This window comes from Aeromonas sp. Prich7-2, assembly GCF_017939255.1.
Classification (GTDB): domain Bacteria; phylum Pseudomonadota; class Gammaproteobacteria; order Enterobacterales; family Aeromonadaceae; genus Aeromonas; species Aeromonas caviae.
The window spans coordinates 76,107-92,130 of the sequence record NZ_JAGKRI010000025.1 but is presented as its reverse complement, the minus strand read 5'-3'; the positions used below and the strand labels follow the sequence as shown (position 1 = coordinate 92,130).

Genomic DNA, 16,024 nt, shown 5'->3' with positions numbered 1-16,024 from the left:
TACCCGATGCACACGAGTGTGCTGGAAGGGGTGAACAACAAGATCAAAGTGATAAAGCGTATGGCATATGGATTTAGGGACTCAGAATACTTTTTTCTGAAAATCAAGGCGGCCTTCCCCGGAAAGCCGCGATGAACCTTTTTTTTGGCCGTTCCCCTCTGGTGCGCTGCTGCATTTTCAATCATTTTTCGTGGTCGTCGTCTGCGTCTTTGGTCGCAGAGACGGGGCGGGAGTGTGGTGATAATCTGGCCACTCACACGGGGCGAGCTTGTTAATACGGGCGAAAACGTGTAGTTTTTTGCCTTCTCAAGAATTGAATAACCAATCAACTAGGAGCGTGTATGCGCATTGTTCTGTTGGGAGCTCCGGGCGCCGGCAAGGGTACCCAGGCTCAGTTCATCATGGAAAAACACGGTATTCCGCAGATCTCCACCGGCGACATGCTGCGTGCGGCGATCAAGGCGGGTACCGAGCTGGGCCTCAAGGCCAAAGCCGTGATGGACGCAGGTCAGCTCGTCTCCGACGACATCATCATCGGCCTGGTCAAAGAACGCATCGCGCAACCGGATTGCGCCAACGGCTTCCTGCTGGACGGCTTCCCCCGCACCATTCCCCAGGCGCAAGCCATGAAGGATGCCGGTGTGACCGTGGACTTCGTGCTGGAATTCGACGTGCCGGACGAAGAGATCGTCAAGCGCATGAGCGGCCGCCGCGTGCACTCCGGCTCCGGCCGTACCTACCACGTGGTGTTCAACCCGCCGAAAGTGGAAGGCAAGGATGACGTGACCGGTGAAGATCTGGTGATCCGTGCCGACGACGAGGAGACCACAGTGCGCAAGCGTCTGGATGTCTACCATCAGCAGACCGCGCCGCTCATCGGTTTCTACGGCAAGGAAGCGGAAGCGGGCAACACCCGTTACGTCAAGATCGACGGCACCCAACCGGTGGATCTGGTCAGCCAGCAACTGGCCGCCATTCTCGGTTAAGCCATTCAGGGCCGGCAGGACGCAGCCGTTCGCCGGCTGGCTACGAGAGTGAGAAAAGGGTCCATACCGGGCCCTTTCTTGCATTCCATTCCCACGACACAGAACGACAGGATGCTAACGTGACCACGAAAACCGGGATCTTGCTGGTCAATCTGGGTACCCCGGCCGCGCCGACCACGGCGGCGGTCAAGGCGTTTCTCAGCCAGTTTCTGCACGATCAGCGGGTCGTCGACCTGCCGCGCTACCTCTGGTGCCCCCTGCTTCACTTCATCATCCTGCCGACCCGCTCCCCCAAGGTGGCCAAGCTCTATCAGCAGGTATGGACCGAGCAGGGCTCCCCTCTGATGGTCATCAGCCAGCAGCAGCGCGCGGCCCTGGAGCACGAGCTCAAGCGGGAAGGGGTCGAGGTGCCGGTGGCGCTCGCCATGACCTATGGCGCCCCGTCGCTGGCCGATGGCTGGCAGGCCCTCAAGGCCCAGGGGGTCAACCGGGTGATCCTGCTGCCGCTCTATCCCCAGTATTCGGTCAGTACCACCGCCTCGGTGTTCGACGCCTGGGCCAGGGCGATGAAAACCGAGCGCAATCTGCCGGTGGTGCGGCTCATCCGCGATTACCATGCCCACCCGGAGTACATCCAGGCGCTGGCCATGAGCGTGCGTCGCCACTGGGAGCAGCACGGCCAGGGGGAGCATCTGCTGATGTCCTTCCACGGCATTCCCGAGCGCTACGAGCGGGAAGGGGATCCTTATGGTCATCAGTGCAGGCGCACCGCCGCCCTGCTGGCGGAGGCGCTGGGGCTGGCCCCGGAGCAGTGGACCGCGAGCTTCCAGTCCCGCTTTGGCAAGGAGGAGTGGCTCAAGCCCTACACGGACCTGACCGTGGGCGAATTGCCCTCTCGCGGCGTCAAGCGGCTCGATGTCATCTGCCCGGCCTTCTCGGCGGATTGCCTCGAGACCCTGGAGGAGATCCAGGTGCAGAACCGGGAGATCTTCATGGCCGCCGGTGGCGAGCAGTTTGAATACATCCCAGCCCTCAACAGCGATCAGGCCCATATCCGAATGATGGTTTCCCTCATCTGTCGCGAGCTGGCATGATGACCGTTCTCATCCGGTGCCCGACGTGGCGGACGTTCGGATTCAACGATAAAGGAGTGTCCTGATGATGCATATCACGCTGATTTACGCCGGCCTGCTCGGGCTCTTGTTTCTGCTGCTCTCCTTCTGGGTGGTCAAGCGCCGCGCCCAGTTCAGGGTGATGATAGGGGAGGGGGAAGCCCCCGAGATGCTGGCCGCGATCCGCGCCCACGGCAACTTTGCCGAGTACGTGCCCCTCACCCTGCTGCTGATGGCCCTGTGCGAACTGGCGGGGGTCGGGGCGCTCTGGCTGCACCTGGGCGGTGTGCTGCTGGTGGTGGGGCGCATCCTGCATGCCATCGGCATCCAGATCCCCAGGGCTCCCAACATGCCGCGCCTCTTCGGCACCCTCTTCTTCTGGCTGTCGCTGGGGATGTTCTCGGTGCTGGCCCTGGTGCAGGGGCTCTCGGCAAGCTGAATGTCATCCCGCAACACCACCCCGCCACGGGGTGGTTTTTTGTGGCAGCCAAGTCAAACGTTTTCCTCGCAAACCCTTGTCTATACTGACCTCAAAATTCAATCGTGCGACTTTTCGGCGTGGTGGATTGTGTTAAAATCCCGCCCCTCTTTTCCCCAGAGCACAGAAGATTGCCATGAAATTTCCCGGTCAGCGCAAGTCCAAACACTACTTCCCGGTCGACAGACGTGATCCCCTGATCCCGCAGAACTCCCAGCTCACCGAACTGGGCAAGGCCTATGTAGTGGGCATCGATCAGACTCTGGTGGATATCGAAGCCCATGTGGATGAAGACTTCCTGAACCGGTACGGCCTGAGCAAGGGCCACTCCATGCTCATCTCCGACGAGGTGGCGGAGCTGGTCTACGACGAGCTCAAGGCCAACAACATGGTGGTGAGCGAATTTGCCGGCGGCACCATCGGCAACACCATGCACAACTACTCCGTGCTGGCGGACTCCCACTCCATCCTGCTTGGCGTCATGAGCCAGGACATCCGCATCGGCAGCTATGCCTACCGCTATCTGTGCAACACCTCCTCCCGGGTCAACCTCGACTACCTGCAGCCGGTGGACGGCCCGGTCGGGCGCTGCTTCACCTTCATCACCGAAGGGGGAGAGCGCAGCTTTGGCATCAACGCCGGCAAGATGGATCACCTGGATGTGGACCACATCCCCGAGACCATCATTAAGGAGGCCTCGGCCCTGGTGATCACCGCTTACCTGGTGCGCGGCGCCGACGGCACCCCCATGAAGGAGGCCGCCATGGCCGCGGTGCGCTATGCCCGCGAGGCCGGGGTGCCCGTGGTGCTGACTCTGGGCACCCGCTTCGTCATCGACGAGAATCCCCAGTGGTGGCGCGATTTCATCAGCGAGAACGTGACCGTGCTCGCCATGAACGAGGACGAGGCGGAGGCCCTGACCGGGATAAAGGATCCCCTCGGCGCGGCCGACAAGGCGCTGGACTGGGCGGACATGGTGCTCTGCACCGCCGGCCCCATCGGCCTCTACATGGCGAGCTACACCGACGAGGACTACAAGCGCGAGACCACCCACACCCTGCTGCCCGGCGTCATCCCCGAGTTCAACATGTACGAGTTCAGCCGCCCCATGGCCCGGGACAAGTGCCGCAAGCCTGCGCGTATCTACTCCCACATCTCCCCCTACATGGGCGGCCCGGAGAAGATCAAGAACACCAACGGGGCAGGGGACGGGGCGCTGTCCGCCGTGCTGCACGACATGGTGGCGAACGCCTACCACCGCATGAACGTGCCGAACTCCGCCAAGCATCTCTCGGAATTCCTGACCTACTCCTCTCTGGCCCAGGTGTGCAAGTACGCCAACCGGGTGAGCTACGAGGTGCTGGCCCAGAGCAGCCCGCGCCTCTCCCGCGGGTTGCCGGAGAAGGAAGACAGCCTGGAAGAGGTGTACTGGGAGCGGTGATACCTCTTCCTGTCGACCACGAGAAAGGGTGCCACTGGGCACCCTTTCTTGTTTTTGGGGCTGGATCATGTTTTTGGCATCGCTTTTGCTGACATCGTGGACAGCCCGCGTCGCGGCGGCATACCTTGTGTTAAGGATATGTAGCTGCTGCGGGGCGAGGGTATGTTGAGACAATGGAGTATCGGTCGGCGTCTGTCGCTGGTGACCCTGATGGTGCTGGCGCTGCTGGGACTGTTGCTGTTCTTCTGCCTGCAGATCTATCAGCAGGGGCTGATGGGTGAGAAGAGCCGCCAGACCCAGGCCCAGGTGGAGACCGCCTACAGCCTGGTGGCGGGGCTGGAAGCCAGGGTGCGCAAGGGGGAGCTGGACGAGGCGAGCGCCAAGGCCGAGGCGCTGGCGCTGATCAAGGGGTTGCGTTACGGCAACGATGACTACTTCTGGATCAACGACAGCCACCCCACCATGGTGATGCACCCCATGAAACCCGAGCTGGACGGCAAGGATCTCTCCGGGGTGGAGGACAAGCAGGGGCTCAGGCTGTTCGTCGCCTTCGCCGATCTGGCGCGGGCCCAGGGCGCGGGGGAGGTGGCCTACTACTGGCCCAAGCCGGGGGTGGACGAACCGGTACGCAAGATCTCCTACATCAAGCGCTTCGCCCCCTGGGACTGGATCATCGGCACCGGCGTCTATGTGGACGACGTCGAGGCCCAGTACCGGGAGGTGCTGCACACCCTGCTGGGGATCGGGCTGGTGCTGGCCCTCCTGCTGTTTGCCGTGGTCGGCCTCATTGTGCGCAGCATCGTCGTGCCCCTCTCCCGCTCGGTCTCGGCCCTTGGCAACATCGCCAGGGGGGAGGGGGATCTGCGGGTACGTCTGCCAGAGTCTGGGCGTGACGAGCTGAGCCAGCTCAGCATCAACTTCAACCTCTTCGCCAGCCAGATGGCGCAGCTGGTGGCCCGCAGCCAGCAGATAGCGGATCAGAACCGGGTGCATGCCCACCAGCTGGCCGAGGTGGTGGAGCGTACCGGCGCCATCGTCACCGGCCAGGAGCAGGATACCCTGCGGGTGGCCAGCGCCATGGAGCAGATGACGGTGAGCAGCCGCGAAGTGGGCCAGCACGCGGCCCAGGCCGCCGATGCGGCGGACTCGGCCCTCAATCTGGCCCAGCATGGCCGCGAGGTGGTGGTCCAGACCCGGGAGTCCATCAGCCAGTTGGCGGACGAGATGGTGGAGACGGTACAGGCGGTGAGCCGCCTCGAGCAGGAGACTCAGCAGATTGGCTCCGTGCTCGACGTCATTCGCGGGGTGGCGGAGCAGACCAACCTGCTGGCCCTCAACGCCGCCATTGAAGCGGCACGGGCCGGGGAGCAGGGGCGCGGCTTTGCGGTGGTCGCCGACGAGGTGCGTACCCTGGCGACCCGCACCCACAGCTCCACCGACGAGATCCGGCAGATGATCCAGCGGCTGCAGGAGGGGGCCGGCAAGGTGGTCAGCGGCATCAGCCAGTTGCAGCAGCTCTCCCGCGCGACGGCGGACAGGGCCGGCGATGCGGATGTCGCCATCAATGCCATCGATGGATCCGTCCACACCATTACTGCCATGAATGGGCAGATTGCCACGGCGGCGGCGGAGCAGAGCCGGGCGGCGGAGGAGATCAACCAGCGGCTGGTGGCCATCACCCAGCTGGCGGCGGATGCCCTGGCCCAGAACCGGCTGACCGAGCAGGCATCCGGGCAACTGGCGCTGGCCTGCGACGAGCTGGGGGCCCTGGTGGCGAAATATCGCATCTGACGGCCTTTATCCCCGCTTTTTCGGGATAAGGCTTGAGTCTGGGGGGCTTTTGGGACACCATCTGCCCCATTCTCGGCCAGCCCTGGCCGACAGCCTGCCATTGCTTTGCAAGAGAGAGACCCCATGAGCAAACTAACTGACAATCTTGACGCCAATTTCCAGCTGTTCATCGAAGAAGTCCGCGAGTCGGGTCAGGTGTGGGGTCTGCGCTACGGTGAAGACTGGGTGGTGTGCCGCTCCGCCGAGTTCGAAGATGCGGACGTGATGCCGCTCTGGTCCGCCGAAGGGGATGCCCGCCTGCACTGCGTGGACGAGTGGGCGGATTACGAGCCGGAAGTGATCGAGCTCGAAGAGTTCCTGGACATCTGGATCAACGATCTGGACGAGGACGACGTGTTGGTCGGCCCGAACTGGAACGCCGATCTGGAAGGTCAGGAGCTCGAGCCCATCGAGCTGGCCAAGGCGCTGGTGGAACTGGACGCCTGAGTCAGCCGACCTGCCGGATTGTGATGAACCGGCCCCCTTCGGGGGGCCGGTTTTTTTATGGCCGCCATGGGCCATGAAAGGCGATTTGCCTTTGCACCCGTCCCGGGGATGGGTCATCATCAACCCTTTGCCGATCGGGAGGTGCCATGTTTGTCTTTGACGTGACCACGAAGGCGGGGGCGCAGGGGAGGATCCAGGTGCAGGCGCTGGACTGGAGCCAGAGCGGCCCGGTGAGCTTTCAGTGTGACAGCGACGAGCTGGCCCTGGTGCTGCTGAGCGGGTGCCGCTGCGATGCCGTGGGGTACTTCAATCTGCTGGGGGGCTGCAAGCCGCTCTATGTGGAGCAGTGGCTCACCTATTTGCAGGAGCGTGGCCAGCTGGAGAAGGTCACGGCCCGCCAGGAGAGCCCGTCCCAACCCGATTACCTGACCCGGGCCGGGCTGGCGGATGACGAGCTCAATGCCCTGCTCGGCCAGATCTACAAGGTGGCCGGGTTCAACCGCCTGCAGATCAACCGCTACCTCAAGCATCGCCACAACCCGACCATGCTGGCGACCCGTTACGATCAGAAGGAGCTGGAGCGTTATCGCCAGCTCAACGACATCATTCTGACCCTGTTGAAGCTGAAACCGTCTCCGTGAAGATCCCCATCTGACCGATCTCCGGCCCCAGCTCCTGGGGTCGGGCGATGAGGTAGCCCTGCAAGCCGTCCACATACATGCTCTGCAGCATCTGCTTCTGGCCTATCTGTTCCACCCCTTCCGCGATCACCAGGCAGCCCATGCGATGGGAGACGTCGACGATCATCCGCACGAACTGCTGATTGGTGAGATCCTGCTCCAGCTCGGTGATGAGACCGGGGTCCAGCTTGATGTAGTCGGGTTTGAGCTCGCGAAACAGGCTGAAGGAGCCGATCCCCTTGCCGAAGTTGCAGATGGCCGAGCGGCTGCCGTGGCGCCTGAGCAGCTCGAACAGCCGCCTGGACCCGGTCAGGTTGCGCTCCAGGTGCTCCTCGTCGAGCTCGAACACCAGGTTGGCCCCGATGTCGGGGTCTTTTTGCAACTGGTGATCCAGCCAGATGAGAAAGGCGCTGTTTTGCAGCAGGGAGCCCGGCAGGTTGAGACCCCATCGGCTGTTGTGGCCTCCGAAGGCGCGGTATTGGCGGATGACGTGGCGGATCACCATCTGGGTCAGGCGCAGTACCATGTCCAGCCGCTGCGCCATGGCGAGCAGGGTATCACTTGGCAGCACGGTGCCGTCGCTGCTGCAAAAGCGGGGATAGATCTCGTGATAGGCGAGCATGCCGCGATGCAGGGGCTGGATGGGCTGGCAGGTGAAGTTGACGCTCTCCTGCTCCAGCAGATCGGTCAGCACCTGGGTCCAGTGACGCTGACCCTGCACCTCGACCACCTCGTCGTTCTGCTGGATGGCCCAGCCATTGACCACCTCTGTCTGGGCGCGGGCCAGCGCGAGATCCGCCCGGGCCAGAATGGCTTCTATCTTCTGCTCGCTGCTCAGGCGGGTCATGCCCGAGTAGGCGGCGCTCTCGAGCTCGTGATCGTGCTGATAGCGATCGAAGGCGAGCTTCAGATCCCGTCCCAGCAGATGGGGCGGGATCTGGGCCAGGGGGGGCAGCAGGACGGCAAAATCGGCCCCCGAGATGCGATAGACCCGGTGGCCCGGGAAGCGGCTGACGGTGTGGCTGATGAGGGCGGCGATGTCCCGGATGTAGGCATCCCCGGACTGGAAGCCGCGCTGGGCGTTGAGGGTCCCGAGCTCGGTGGCGCGGATGAGCACCAGGATGGCGGTCTGGGTGTTTTCCTGTTGCAGCAGCTCGGTCAGATCGCGCCGGAAGGCGTGGCGGTTGCCAAGGCCCGTCATCTCGTCCCGGGTCGCCTGATTGTGCAATTCGGTGATCTGGCGGTGGGCATCGATCTCGGCCTCATTGAAGGACGCAAGGAGCTGGCGCAGAGTCGTTTGTGCCTGTACGCTGTCGAGCATGGCGGGATCCCGCTGCTGCAGCGCCAGCAGCCAGCGTTGCTCCTGCCTCGCCTTTTCCCCACGGCGCACGCTGTGGGTGAGAAAGAGCAGCAGGGCGAATCCCGTCAGGGTGGTCATCAGGACCAGCAGCAGGGTGAGCGGTGAGGCGGGGGGGGCGAGCAGCACTCCCTGCAACAGCAGCATGGGAATGCAGACCAGTGCGCTGACCAGCAGCAGGTTTCCCTCATGTTTATTCAACATCGTTTCATCCTTGATGATGTTCATGATGTAGAAATTCTAACCAAGTCGCTGGCGCAAAACATGAGTACTCACGCAACTCCACGATAAAGCGCCGGCGGAATGCAACTAAATGTGAGTGAAAACACTTTCATGGTCTGTAAAAAAAGCGAAGATGGGTTGAAAACAGCCCCAACAGAGCAGAGGTAGATATGTTGCTAGAACCCGTAGACACCGCCAAAGCACGGCAACTATTGAATCAGAGTATGGCCTTGGTGCTCGCAGGGGGACGGGGCAGCCGCCTGAAGCAGTTGACCGATAACCGCGCCAAGCCCGCCGTCCACTTTGGCGGCAAATTCCGTATCATCGACTTCGTGCTCTCCAACTGCATCAACTCCGGCATCCGCCGGGTGGGTGTGGTGACCCAGTACAAGTCCCACAGCCTGTTGCGCCACCTGCAATCGGGCTGGTCTTTCCTGCGCTACCAGATGAACGAGTTCATCGACTTGCTGCCCGCCCAGCAGCGGGTGGACGAGGTGCATTGGTATCGCGGCACCGCAGACGCCATCTACCAGAACGTCGACATCATCCGTGACTACGGTCCCAAGTACATCGTGGTGCTGGCGGGGGATCACATCTACAAGATGGACTACGCCGCCATGCTGCTGGATCACGTGCGCCTCGGTGCCAAGGTGACGGTGGCCTGTATCGAGGTACCACGCTGCGAGGCATCGGCCTTCGGCGTGATGGACATCGACGAGCAACGCAAGATCCGCGCCTTCGTGGAGAAACCGGCCAATCCGCCCGCCATGCCGGGCTGCGAGGATCGCTCGCTGGCCTCCATGGGCATCTACATCTTCGAGGCGGAGTACCTCTACCAGTTGCTGGAAGAGGACATCCACAACCAGGAGTCCAAGCACGACTTCGGCATGGACGTGATCCCGCGCATCGTGGGGGAGGGCAAGGCCTTTGCCCACCCGTTCAACATGTCCTGTGTCGGGGCCAAGGAGGGGCAAAAACCCTACTGGCGCGACGTGGGGACCCTGGATTCGTTCTGGGAGGCGAACATGGACCTTGCCTCCGTGGTGCCCGAGCTCGACATTTATGACGAGAACTGGCCCATCTGGACCAGCCAGAACATGTCGCCCCCGGCCAAGTTCGTGCAGGACAGAAACGGCCAGCACGGCATGACCATCAATTCCATGTTTGCGGGGGGCTCCATCGTGAGCGGCTCCTTCGTGCTCAACTCGGTGTTGTTCACCAACGTGCGGGTGCACTCCTTCTGTACCCTGGATCAGGCGGTGATCTTCCCCGGGGTCGAGATCGGGGCTGGTTGCCGCTTGCGCCGGGTGGTGGTGGACAAGGGGTGCAAGCTGCCAGACGGCCTGGTGGTGGGGGAGAACGCGGACGAGGATGCACGCCGCTTCTACCGCTCCGAGCAGGGCATCGTGCTGGTGACCAAGCCGATGCTGGCCAAGCTCGGCTAACCTCGTCGACACAGACAAAAAAAGGGAGCCCTGGGCTCCCTTTCTATTGGTGGTCGATTTATTTCTCGCTGACCAGGGCCTTGCCGGCCATCACCATGGCGGTGCCATGCTTGCCACCGGCGGCGGTCACTTGCGGGACGCCATCTTCGTCGGTGTCGCTGCCGGCACCCTCGATGACGTTCTCGCCGGAGTCGCCGATCCACTCGGCCATCTGCATGCCGCCGTTGACGGTGCCGCGGAACCAGCTCACGTAGCGCTGGGTCAGCTGTGCCAGCTCCAGCTCGGGTGCCTTCTCGGCCCCTTCGTTGCGCAGGTTCAGCATGGCAGAGCGCAGGGCGCCGGAGATGGCGGCCTGGGTCCAGGGGGTGTATTCACCCTGCTTGCCGACGAGCCAGGTTCCGGCCTTGGCATTGAAGTAGGCCTTGTCGGCGGCGATGAAGAGCTCGCGCGCCGCGGTGCGGTACTTGGCATCCGAGGTGGCCAGGAAGGCGGCGGTCAGGCCGCGGATGGCGGCGAACTGCGCGTCGATGGACTGACCGGCGTCAAGCTTGCCGCCCAGGGTCAGACCGTCATGGACCAGGCCGTTCTTGCCCTTGAGGTTGGCGAGGATGAAATCGGCCTGCTTGCGGACCAGTGCGATCGCCTGCTCACCCTGCGGGGTCTTGAGGTTCAGCTCGCCATTGTCACCGGCGGCGTAACCCACCGGCAGCGCATCCTGGGCGCGCTGGAAGATCTGCAGGGCGACCAGGGCGTAGGCGGCGTCGAAGGTGGTGACGTGCCCGGCCTGTTTGCCAGCCTGCCAGCTGTCGACCAGGGTGCCGGCCTTGGGCTCGAAGTGCAGGGCCAGCAGGTTCTTGAAGGTGAGGTTGGAGAGGTTCAGGGCCAGGGAGAAGGCATCGCTGCCCGCCACCGCCTTGCCCAGATCGTTGGTCTGGTTGGCAGCCGGAGCGGCGGCGAACGGGGCACCGTCAAACACGGCGTGGAAGGCCGGGTTCTGATTGGTGTTGGCCGTGCGCTGATCGCTGAAGGCGTAGAACTCGGAGAGGGGCCACAGCAGCATCCAGGCGTCGCGCAACTGGGCGGAGCCGTCCACGACCTCCAGCTTGCCGATGGCACCGGCGTCGTTCTTGCTGGTCTCGGTCACCTTCACCTTATGAGGGAAGTAGACAACCCCCTTGGCCGGATCGTACTGCGGGGTGATTTTGGCGCCCAGGGTCTTGCCGTCAAAGCCGAGCTGACCTTGCAGGATGGCGAGCTTGTCGATGGACTGCTCGGTCAGCATCATGCCGTTGAAGCCGTCGGCGGCAGAAACCCCCAGCTTGTGCTTGCCGTCCTGATCCATGGTGGCGGACGCGGCTTCCACCTCTTCATCGGTCTCGGCTACGTGCATGCCGCCCAGGAAGTCCTGGGACCACATCACTTCCTTGAGCAGGATGCCGCCTACGGCGGCCGGGACCAGCAGGTTGTCACTGCCGCTCCAGCGCAGGGTGGCGTAGTCGCGGAAGTAGGCGGGGACCTGGGTCTTGACGCTCTTCTCGTTGCCCTTGGCGGTCTTGATGGTGATCTGGTCACCGTTGACCGGGGTGGCGTTTACGGCCTGGGCGAACTCCGGGTTGGCGGAGGCGTAGGGCAGGGAGAGGGGATACATGCCCTGGGGAATTTCATCGGCGGGGAAGCCGACGGCCTCGGCCATGGCCAGTACCCGTTTGCCCAGGTCGGCCAGGGTGCCGCCACGGGCCTGGTTTTGCGGCCCGTTTACCAGATGGGGGCCCATGCCGGACTGGTAGTTGAGGGCGTACATCGCCTCTTCGGAGTATTCATAGGATTCGATGCCGGCGGCGAAGTCGAACGGGGTCGGCTCGTCGGCGCGGTTGGCGTCCAGCACATCCAGATCCAGACCAAGGGCCTCGGCCAGCGGCTCGCCGGAGAGCTCGAATTCGGTGTAGGCCAGCATGTTGGCGGCGGTGTTGAACGTCTTGTCCTCCACCTTGACGGCAGCCTGTGCGGCGCTGCTGAGGAGTGCGCAGGCGATCGCCTGCACCAGTACGGTTTTTCTCATGTCCTTCTCACCATATTGTTGATTTTATTATGACGCTTCTCATGAATCTAAATGAGAATGGTGTGCATTATGGGGCAAAGGGCGGGGCTTGAGAAGAAAAAAACCGCGCCCCGGTGGGGTGAAGAGGAGAGGCGCGGCGGCAGGTGTCACATCAGTTTGAAGGGGATGACCAGTCGGCCCGGCTCCACCTTGAGGGCTTCGACCTTCTCCTTGATCCGCGCCTCGTTCTGGCGGCTGCCATCGAGCCGGTAGACGGGGGTCTGGGAGAGGAACAGGGAGAGGGACTGGTTGAAGGTGGGCAAGAGCGGGGAGAGGGCGGTGCCCACGTCCGCCGGCTCGGTCTTGACGGAGAGCAATTCGAGATCGCGCAGATAGATGGCGCCCTGCTCGGCCACATAGTCCGGGCGTGCCCGCAGGGAGAGGCGGATCTTCATCTGCTGGCTGCCAAGGGGGCTCGCCACCTGCAGCTCGCCGGCGGCATCCAGCTCGACCTTGTCGGCCTGGCTGCGGCCGATGCGGCTTTGCATGTCATCGAGTCGGATCTTGCTCGACATGATGCCGGGGATCCCCAGCTGTTTCTCGAAGGCGACTCGCTCCTTGAGGTACTGGTTGATCTCCCCTTCGCTGACGCTGTACTGGGTCAGCGAGCAGGCCGCCAGCAGCAGGGCGAAGGGAAGCAGAAGCAGGTGTTTCAACATGGGAGGGTTCCATTTTCGGGGCTGTCACAAGAGGTGGCGCCATCTTAGAGGCAAAGCGGGTTGGCCGCCAGTGGGGCCGCCCTGACCGGTTTCTGTCGCATCCCCCATATGGGGATGGCAATCCGTTTTCATTCGAGTAGCTATTTCCCTTCACCGCCAGCAGGCCCGCCCTGGCGTCATCCCCGACATACCCACAGACAAGCTCCTGTTTTAACGATGCAAAATCCCATTGACCCCGCGATTTCAAAGCGAGTATTTTACCGCCGCACAAAGTCAAACTGATAATCATTATCATTTTGAATCTTTTTTGAGGGTGTAACGTGAATACTCGTGTAATGGACAATGGCGCACCTGCCGAGGCGGAAACCCCGCCTGATTTCTTGTTTACCTCGGGGCAGGGCACGATCAGTGCCACTGACCTGGGCCAGTCCATCACCACCCCCGCCTGCGAGTGGCCCCTGCTGGCACAGCAGATAACCCTGGCCCTCGATGCCGCCAAGGCTGCCGGCCAGAGCAACCCCCTGCTGATCGGTGCCTTCGCCTTCGACCCGGCAGAGGCCTCTTGCCTCTATGTGCCCGGCCGCTATAAGCGGGGCGAGAAACTGGCCCCGACAGAGCCGTCATCGGTGACAGCGGCTGAGCAGGCCCCCGAGGCCAACCGGGTCATCTCGGTGCAGAGCACCCCGCCGGCCAGCGAATTTCAGGCCTCGGTCAGCGCGGCGCTGGATGCGTTTGCACAAGGTCGGCTGTCCAAGGTGGTGCTGTCGCGCAAGCTGACACTCACCCTGCATCAGCCCGCCGACCCTAAGCGGGTGATGACCCGTCTGATGGCCCAGAATCCCTACGCCTTCCACTTCTCCCTGCCGCTTGGCCAGGGCCGCCGCCTGCTCGGTGCCAGCCCGGAGCTGCTGCTGCGGGTCAGCGGGGGAGAGGTGTTCACCCATCCGTTGGCGGGCTCCGCCAGACGGGCGAGCGAACCGGCGCAAGACGAGATGGTGGCCCGGGATCTGCTGGCTTCTCGCAAGGATCAGCATGAACACAAGTTGGTGATCGACGAGATCCGCCGGGTGCTGACCCCTCACTGCCGCGAGCTGGCGATCCCGTCCAGCCCCTCGCTGATGAGCACGGATACCCTCTGGCATCTGGGCACTCCCATCGCCGGCCGGCTGCACGGCGGCGAGGCGTCGGTGCTCTCCTTGGCCTGTCAGCTTCATCCCACCCCGGCCCTGTGCGGTTATCCCACCGAACTCGCCCGCCAGTTTATCCGCGAGCAGGAGCCCTTCCGGCGCGCCCTGTTCAGCGGCATCGTCGGCTGGTGCGACAGCCAGGGCAACGGCGAGTGGGCCGTGGTGATCCGCTGCGGCGTGCTCGATGGCCATCAGGTCGAGCTGTTCGCCGGCGCCGGTATCGTCGCGGGCTCGGATCCTGCGATGGAGTGGGCCGAGACCGGCACCAAGCTGGGGACCATGCTCAAGGCCCTGGGCCTGGATTTGGAGGTGGCGCAATGACGCAGCTTCAATATCTGGGCTGGCCGAGTGGGCTGCCAAATCTGAAAGCCCTGGATCTGAGTCCGGAGGTGGCGCAATGACCCAGTCCAACCGCTTCCTGCCCTATACCCGCTGGCCCGATGCCTTGGCCCGGCACTACCGCGCCAAGGGCTATTGGCGCGGCGAGCCGCTGACCGCCATGCTGGCGCGTCAGTGTGAGCTGGCCCCCGACGCCGAGGCCATTCTCTGCGGCGAGCGCCGCTTCAGCTATGGCGAGCTGGACGCCGCCTCGAGCCGGCTGGCCGAAAATCTGGCCCGCCACGGCCTGGGGGTGGGGGATACCGCGCTGGTGCAGCTCCCCAACGTGGCCGAGTTCTATCTGGTGTTCTTTGCCCTGCTCAAGGCCGGCATCGCGCCGGTCAACGCGCTCTTTAGCCACAACCGGCTGGAGCTCCTCTCTTATGCCGAGCAGATCACACCGCGCCTCTTTATCGGCTCGCTCGCCCATCCGCTGTTTGCGAGCAAGGGGCGCGAGAGCGAGCTGCTGACAACCATAGGCGCCGAGCTGGTGCTGCTGGATGGCGATGGGGGGGAGCTGGGGCTGACCCGCTGGTTGGCGAAGGGGGCTGAGGGTGAGCCGGTGAAATCTAGCCCGACCCCGGCAGACGAGGTGGCCTTCTTCCAGCTCTCCGGTGGCAGTACCGGCACCCCCAAGCTCATCCCGCGCACCCACGACGACTACCTGTACAGTGTGCGCCGCAGCAACGAAATTTGTGGCCTCGGCGCCCATACCCGCTATCTGTGTGCCTTGCCGGCCCCCCACAACTTCCCCCTGAGCTCCCCAGGTGCTTTGGGGGTGTTCGAGGCGGGCGGCAGCGTGGTGCTCGCACCCGACCCCAGCCCCATCAGCTGTTTCCCGCTGATCGCCCGTCACCGGGTCAACCTTACCTCGCTGGTGCCGCCGGCGGTCTCGCTCTGGCTGCAGGCCGCGGAAGCGGACCCCGCCGCGCGCACCCAGCTCGAGAGCCTCGACTTGCTGCAGGTGGGTGGCGCCAAGCTGGGGGAGGCGGTGGCCAGCAAGATAGGGCCGCTGCTCGGCTGCCGGCTACAGCAGGTGTTCGGCATGGCGGAGGGGCTGGTCAACTACACCCGGCTGGATGACCCCGACGAAAAGGTCATTCACACCCAGGGCCGCCCCATGAGCCCGGACGACGAGGTGCGCATCCTCGATGAGGCGGGCAACCCGGTCGCTCCCGGCGAGCCTGGCGCCCTGCACACCCGCGGCCCCTATACCTTCCGCGGTTACTACCAAAGCCCGGCCCACAACGCCCGGGTGTTCGATGCCGAGGGCTTCTACTGCTCCGGCGACCTGGTGGTACAGGATGCCGATGGCTACCTCACCGTGGTCGGGCGGCAGAAGGATCAGATCAACCGGGGTGGCGAGAAGATCGCGGCGGAAGAGGTGGAAAACCAGCTGCTGCACCACCCGGCCATCACCCATGCAGCCCTGGTCTCCATGCCCGACAGCGCCATGGGGGAGAAGAGCTGCGCCTTTATCGTCACCACCGAGCCGGGGCTCAAGCCGCTGACCTTGCGCAAGTTTCTGCGCGAGCGCGGGGTGGCGGACTTCAAGCTGCCCGACCGTTTCGAAACCCTGGATGCCCTGCCCATGACGGCGGTGGGCAAGATTGACAAGCAGGGGCTGCGGGCGCGCATTGCGCACGCCATCGCCGCCAACCAGCCCCTGACAACCGCATAAAACTAAAAAGGAATCATGACGTT

General features: G+C 63.5%; 14 protein-coding genes. 11 read left to right on the top strand and 3 right to left on the bottom strand.

Annotated features, from left to right (window positions below):
- The 8 genes from J9892_RS06300 to J9892_RS06265 all read left to right on the top strand — a co-directional run.
- The coding region (locus J9892_RS06300) for a transposase (protein ID WP_210538105.1) at nucleotides 1-135 on the top strand (135 nt) is incomplete at its 5' end.
- Nucleotides 136-341: 206 nt separating this feature from the next.
- Nucleotides 342-986 (top strand): adenylate kinase, encoded by a 645-nt coding sequence (gene adk / locus J9892_RS06295; protein WP_010674422.1) that lies wholly within the window; start codon nucleotides 342-344, stop codon nucleotides 984-986.
- 119 nt (nucleotides 987-1,105) lie between these two features.
- Nucleotides 1,106-2,080 carry a ferrochelatase gene (hemH, locus tag J9892_RS06290; protein WP_042017278.1) on the top strand — a complete coding sequence of 325 codons (975 nt, stop codon included), beginning with the start codon at nucleotides 1,106-1,108 and terminating at the stop codon, nucleotides 2,078-2,080.
- A gap of 64 nt (nucleotides 2,081-2,144) precedes the next feature.
- Nucleotides 2,145-2,537 (top strand): MAPEG family protein, encoded by a 393-nt coding sequence (locus tag J9892_RS06285; protein WP_041212923.1) that lies wholly within the window; start codon nucleotides 2,145-2,147, stop codon nucleotides 2,535-2,537.
- A 175-nt stretch (nucleotides 2,538-2,712) separates the two neighbouring features.
- Nucleotides 2,713-4,017 carry an inosine/guanosine kinase gene (locus J9892_RS06280; RefSeq protein WP_010674425.1) on the top strand — a complete coding sequence of 435 codons (1,305 nt, stop codon included), beginning with the start codon at nucleotides 2,713-2,715 and terminating at the stop codon, nucleotides 4,015-4,017.
- 162 nt (nucleotides 4,018-4,179) lie between these two features.
- Nucleotides 4,180-5,808 carry a methyl-accepting chemotaxis protein gene (locus J9892_RS06275; protein ID WP_039038910.1) on the top strand — a complete coding sequence of 543 codons (1,629 nt, stop codon included), beginning with the start codon at nucleotides 4,180-4,182 and terminating at the stop codon, nucleotides 5,806-5,808.
- A 123-nt stretch (nucleotides 5,809-5,931) separates the two neighbouring features.
- Entirely contained in the window at nucleotides 5,932-6,294 is a 363-nt protein-coding gene (locus tag J9892_RS06270) for a DUF2750 domain-containing protein (protein ID WP_010674427.1), read from the top strand.
- A 146-nt stretch (nucleotides 6,295-6,440) separates the two neighbouring features.
- On the top strand, nucleotides 6,441-6,935 hold the full coding sequence (locus J9892_RS06265) for a hypothetical protein (RefSeq protein ID WP_010674428.1): 495 nt from the start codon (nucleotides 6,441-6,443) through the stop codon (nucleotides 6,933-6,935).
- On the opposite strand, the gene J9892_RS06260 is transcribed toward J9892_RS06265, so the two are convergent.
- Entirely contained in the window at nucleotides 6,898-8,535 is a 1,638-nt protein-coding gene (locus tag J9892_RS06260; RefSeq protein ID WP_029314397.1) for an EAL domain-containing protein, read from the bottom strand. The genes J9892_RS06265 and J9892_RS06260 overlap by 38 nt on opposite strands.
- 188 nt (nucleotides 8,536-8,723) lie before the next feature.
- Between J9892_RS06260 and glgC the strand changes: the two genes are divergently transcribed.
- Nucleotides 8,724-9,998, top strand: coding sequence for a glucose-1-phosphate adenylyltransferase (gene glgC / locus J9892_RS06255; protein ID WP_039038908.1), 1,275 nt, complete (start codon nucleotides 8,724-8,726; stop codon nucleotides 9,996-9,998).
- A gap of 58 nt (nucleotides 9,999-10,056) precedes the next feature.
- Here glgC and J9892_RS06250 read toward each other — a convergent pair whose 3' ends face one another.
- Both J9892_RS06250 and J9892_RS06245 read right to left on the bottom strand, forming a co-directional pair.
- On the bottom strand, nucleotides 10,057-12,057 hold the full coding sequence (locus tag J9892_RS06250) for a hypothetical protein (protein ID WP_049636235.1): 2,001 nt from the start codon (nucleotides 12,055-12,057) through the stop codon (nucleotides 10,057-10,059).
- A 146-nt stretch (nucleotides 12,058-12,203) separates the two neighbouring features.
- Nucleotides 12,204-12,755 carry a lipoprotein gene (locus J9892_RS06245; protein ID WP_039038906.1) on the bottom strand — a complete coding sequence of 184 codons (552 nt, stop codon included), beginning with the start codon at nucleotides 12,753-12,755 and terminating at the stop codon, nucleotides 12,204-12,206.
- A 320-nt stretch (nucleotides 12,756-13,075) separates the two neighbouring features.
- On the opposite strand from J9892_RS06245, the gene J9892_RS06240 reads away from it, so the two are divergent.
- Nucleotides 13,076-14,263, top strand: a complete 1,188-nt coding sequence (locus J9892_RS06240; RefSeq protein ID WP_210538100.1) for an isochorismate synthase — start codon at nucleotides 13,076-13,078, stop codon at nucleotides 14,261-14,263.
- Nucleotides 14,264-14,339: 76 nt separating this feature from the next.
- The gene (gene amoE / locus J9892_RS06235) at nucleotides 14,340-16,001 is read left to right on the top strand and encodes an amonabactin biosynthesis (2,3-dihydroxybenzoyl)adenylate synthase AmoE (RefSeq protein ID WP_210538099.1); all 1,662 of its coding nucleotides are present in this window, start codon (nucleotides 14,340-14,342) and stop codon (nucleotides 15,999-16,001) included.
- The last annotated feature ends 23 nt before the right edge of the window (nucleotides 16,002-16,024 follow it).

Bases quoted from the DNA above. Each gene is read 5' to 3' on its own strand.
- J9892_RS06250 (WP_049636235.1), bottom strand. From the start codon at position 12,057: ATGAGAAAAACCGTACTGGTGCAGGCGATCGCCTGCGCACTCCTCAGC.
- J9892_RS06245 (WP_039038906.1), bottom strand. From the start codon at position 12,755: ATGTTGAAACACCTGCTTCTGCTTCCCTTCGCCCTGCTGCTGGCGGCC.
- J9892_RS06265 (WP_010674428.1), top strand. From the start codon at position 6,441: ATGTTTGTCTTTGACGTGACCACGAAGGCGGGGGCGCAGGGGAGGATC.
- J9892_RS06280 (WP_010674425.1), top strand. From the start codon at position 2,713: ATGAAATTTCCCGGTCAGCGCAAGTCCAAACACTACTTCCCGGTCGAC.
- J9892_RS06260 (WP_029314397.1), bottom strand. From the start codon at position 8,535: ATGTTGAATAAACATGAGGGAAACCTGCTGCTGGTCAGCGCACTGGTC.
- adk (WP_010674422.1), top strand. From the start codon at position 342: ATGCGCATTGTTCTGTTGGGAGCTCCGGGCGCCGGCAAGGGTACCCAG.
- J9892_RS06270 (WP_010674427.1), top strand. From the start codon at position 5,932: ATGAGCAAACTAACTGACAATCTTGACGCCAATTTCCAGCTGTTCATC.
- J9892_RS06285 (WP_041212923.1), top strand. From the start codon at position 2,145: ATGATGCATATCACGCTGATTTACGCCGGCCTGCTCGGGCTCTTGTTT.
- amoE (WP_210538099.1), top strand. From the start codon at position 14,340: ATGACCCAGTCCAACCGCTTCCTGCCCTATACCCGCTGGCCCGATGCC.
- glgC (WP_039038908.1), top strand. From the start codon at position 8,724: ATGTTGCTAGAACCCGTAGACACCGCCAAAGCACGGCAACTATTGAAT.
- J9892_RS06275 (WP_039038910.1), top strand. From the start codon at position 4,180: ATGTTGAGACAATGGAGTATCGGTCGGCGTCTGTCGCTGGTGACCCTG.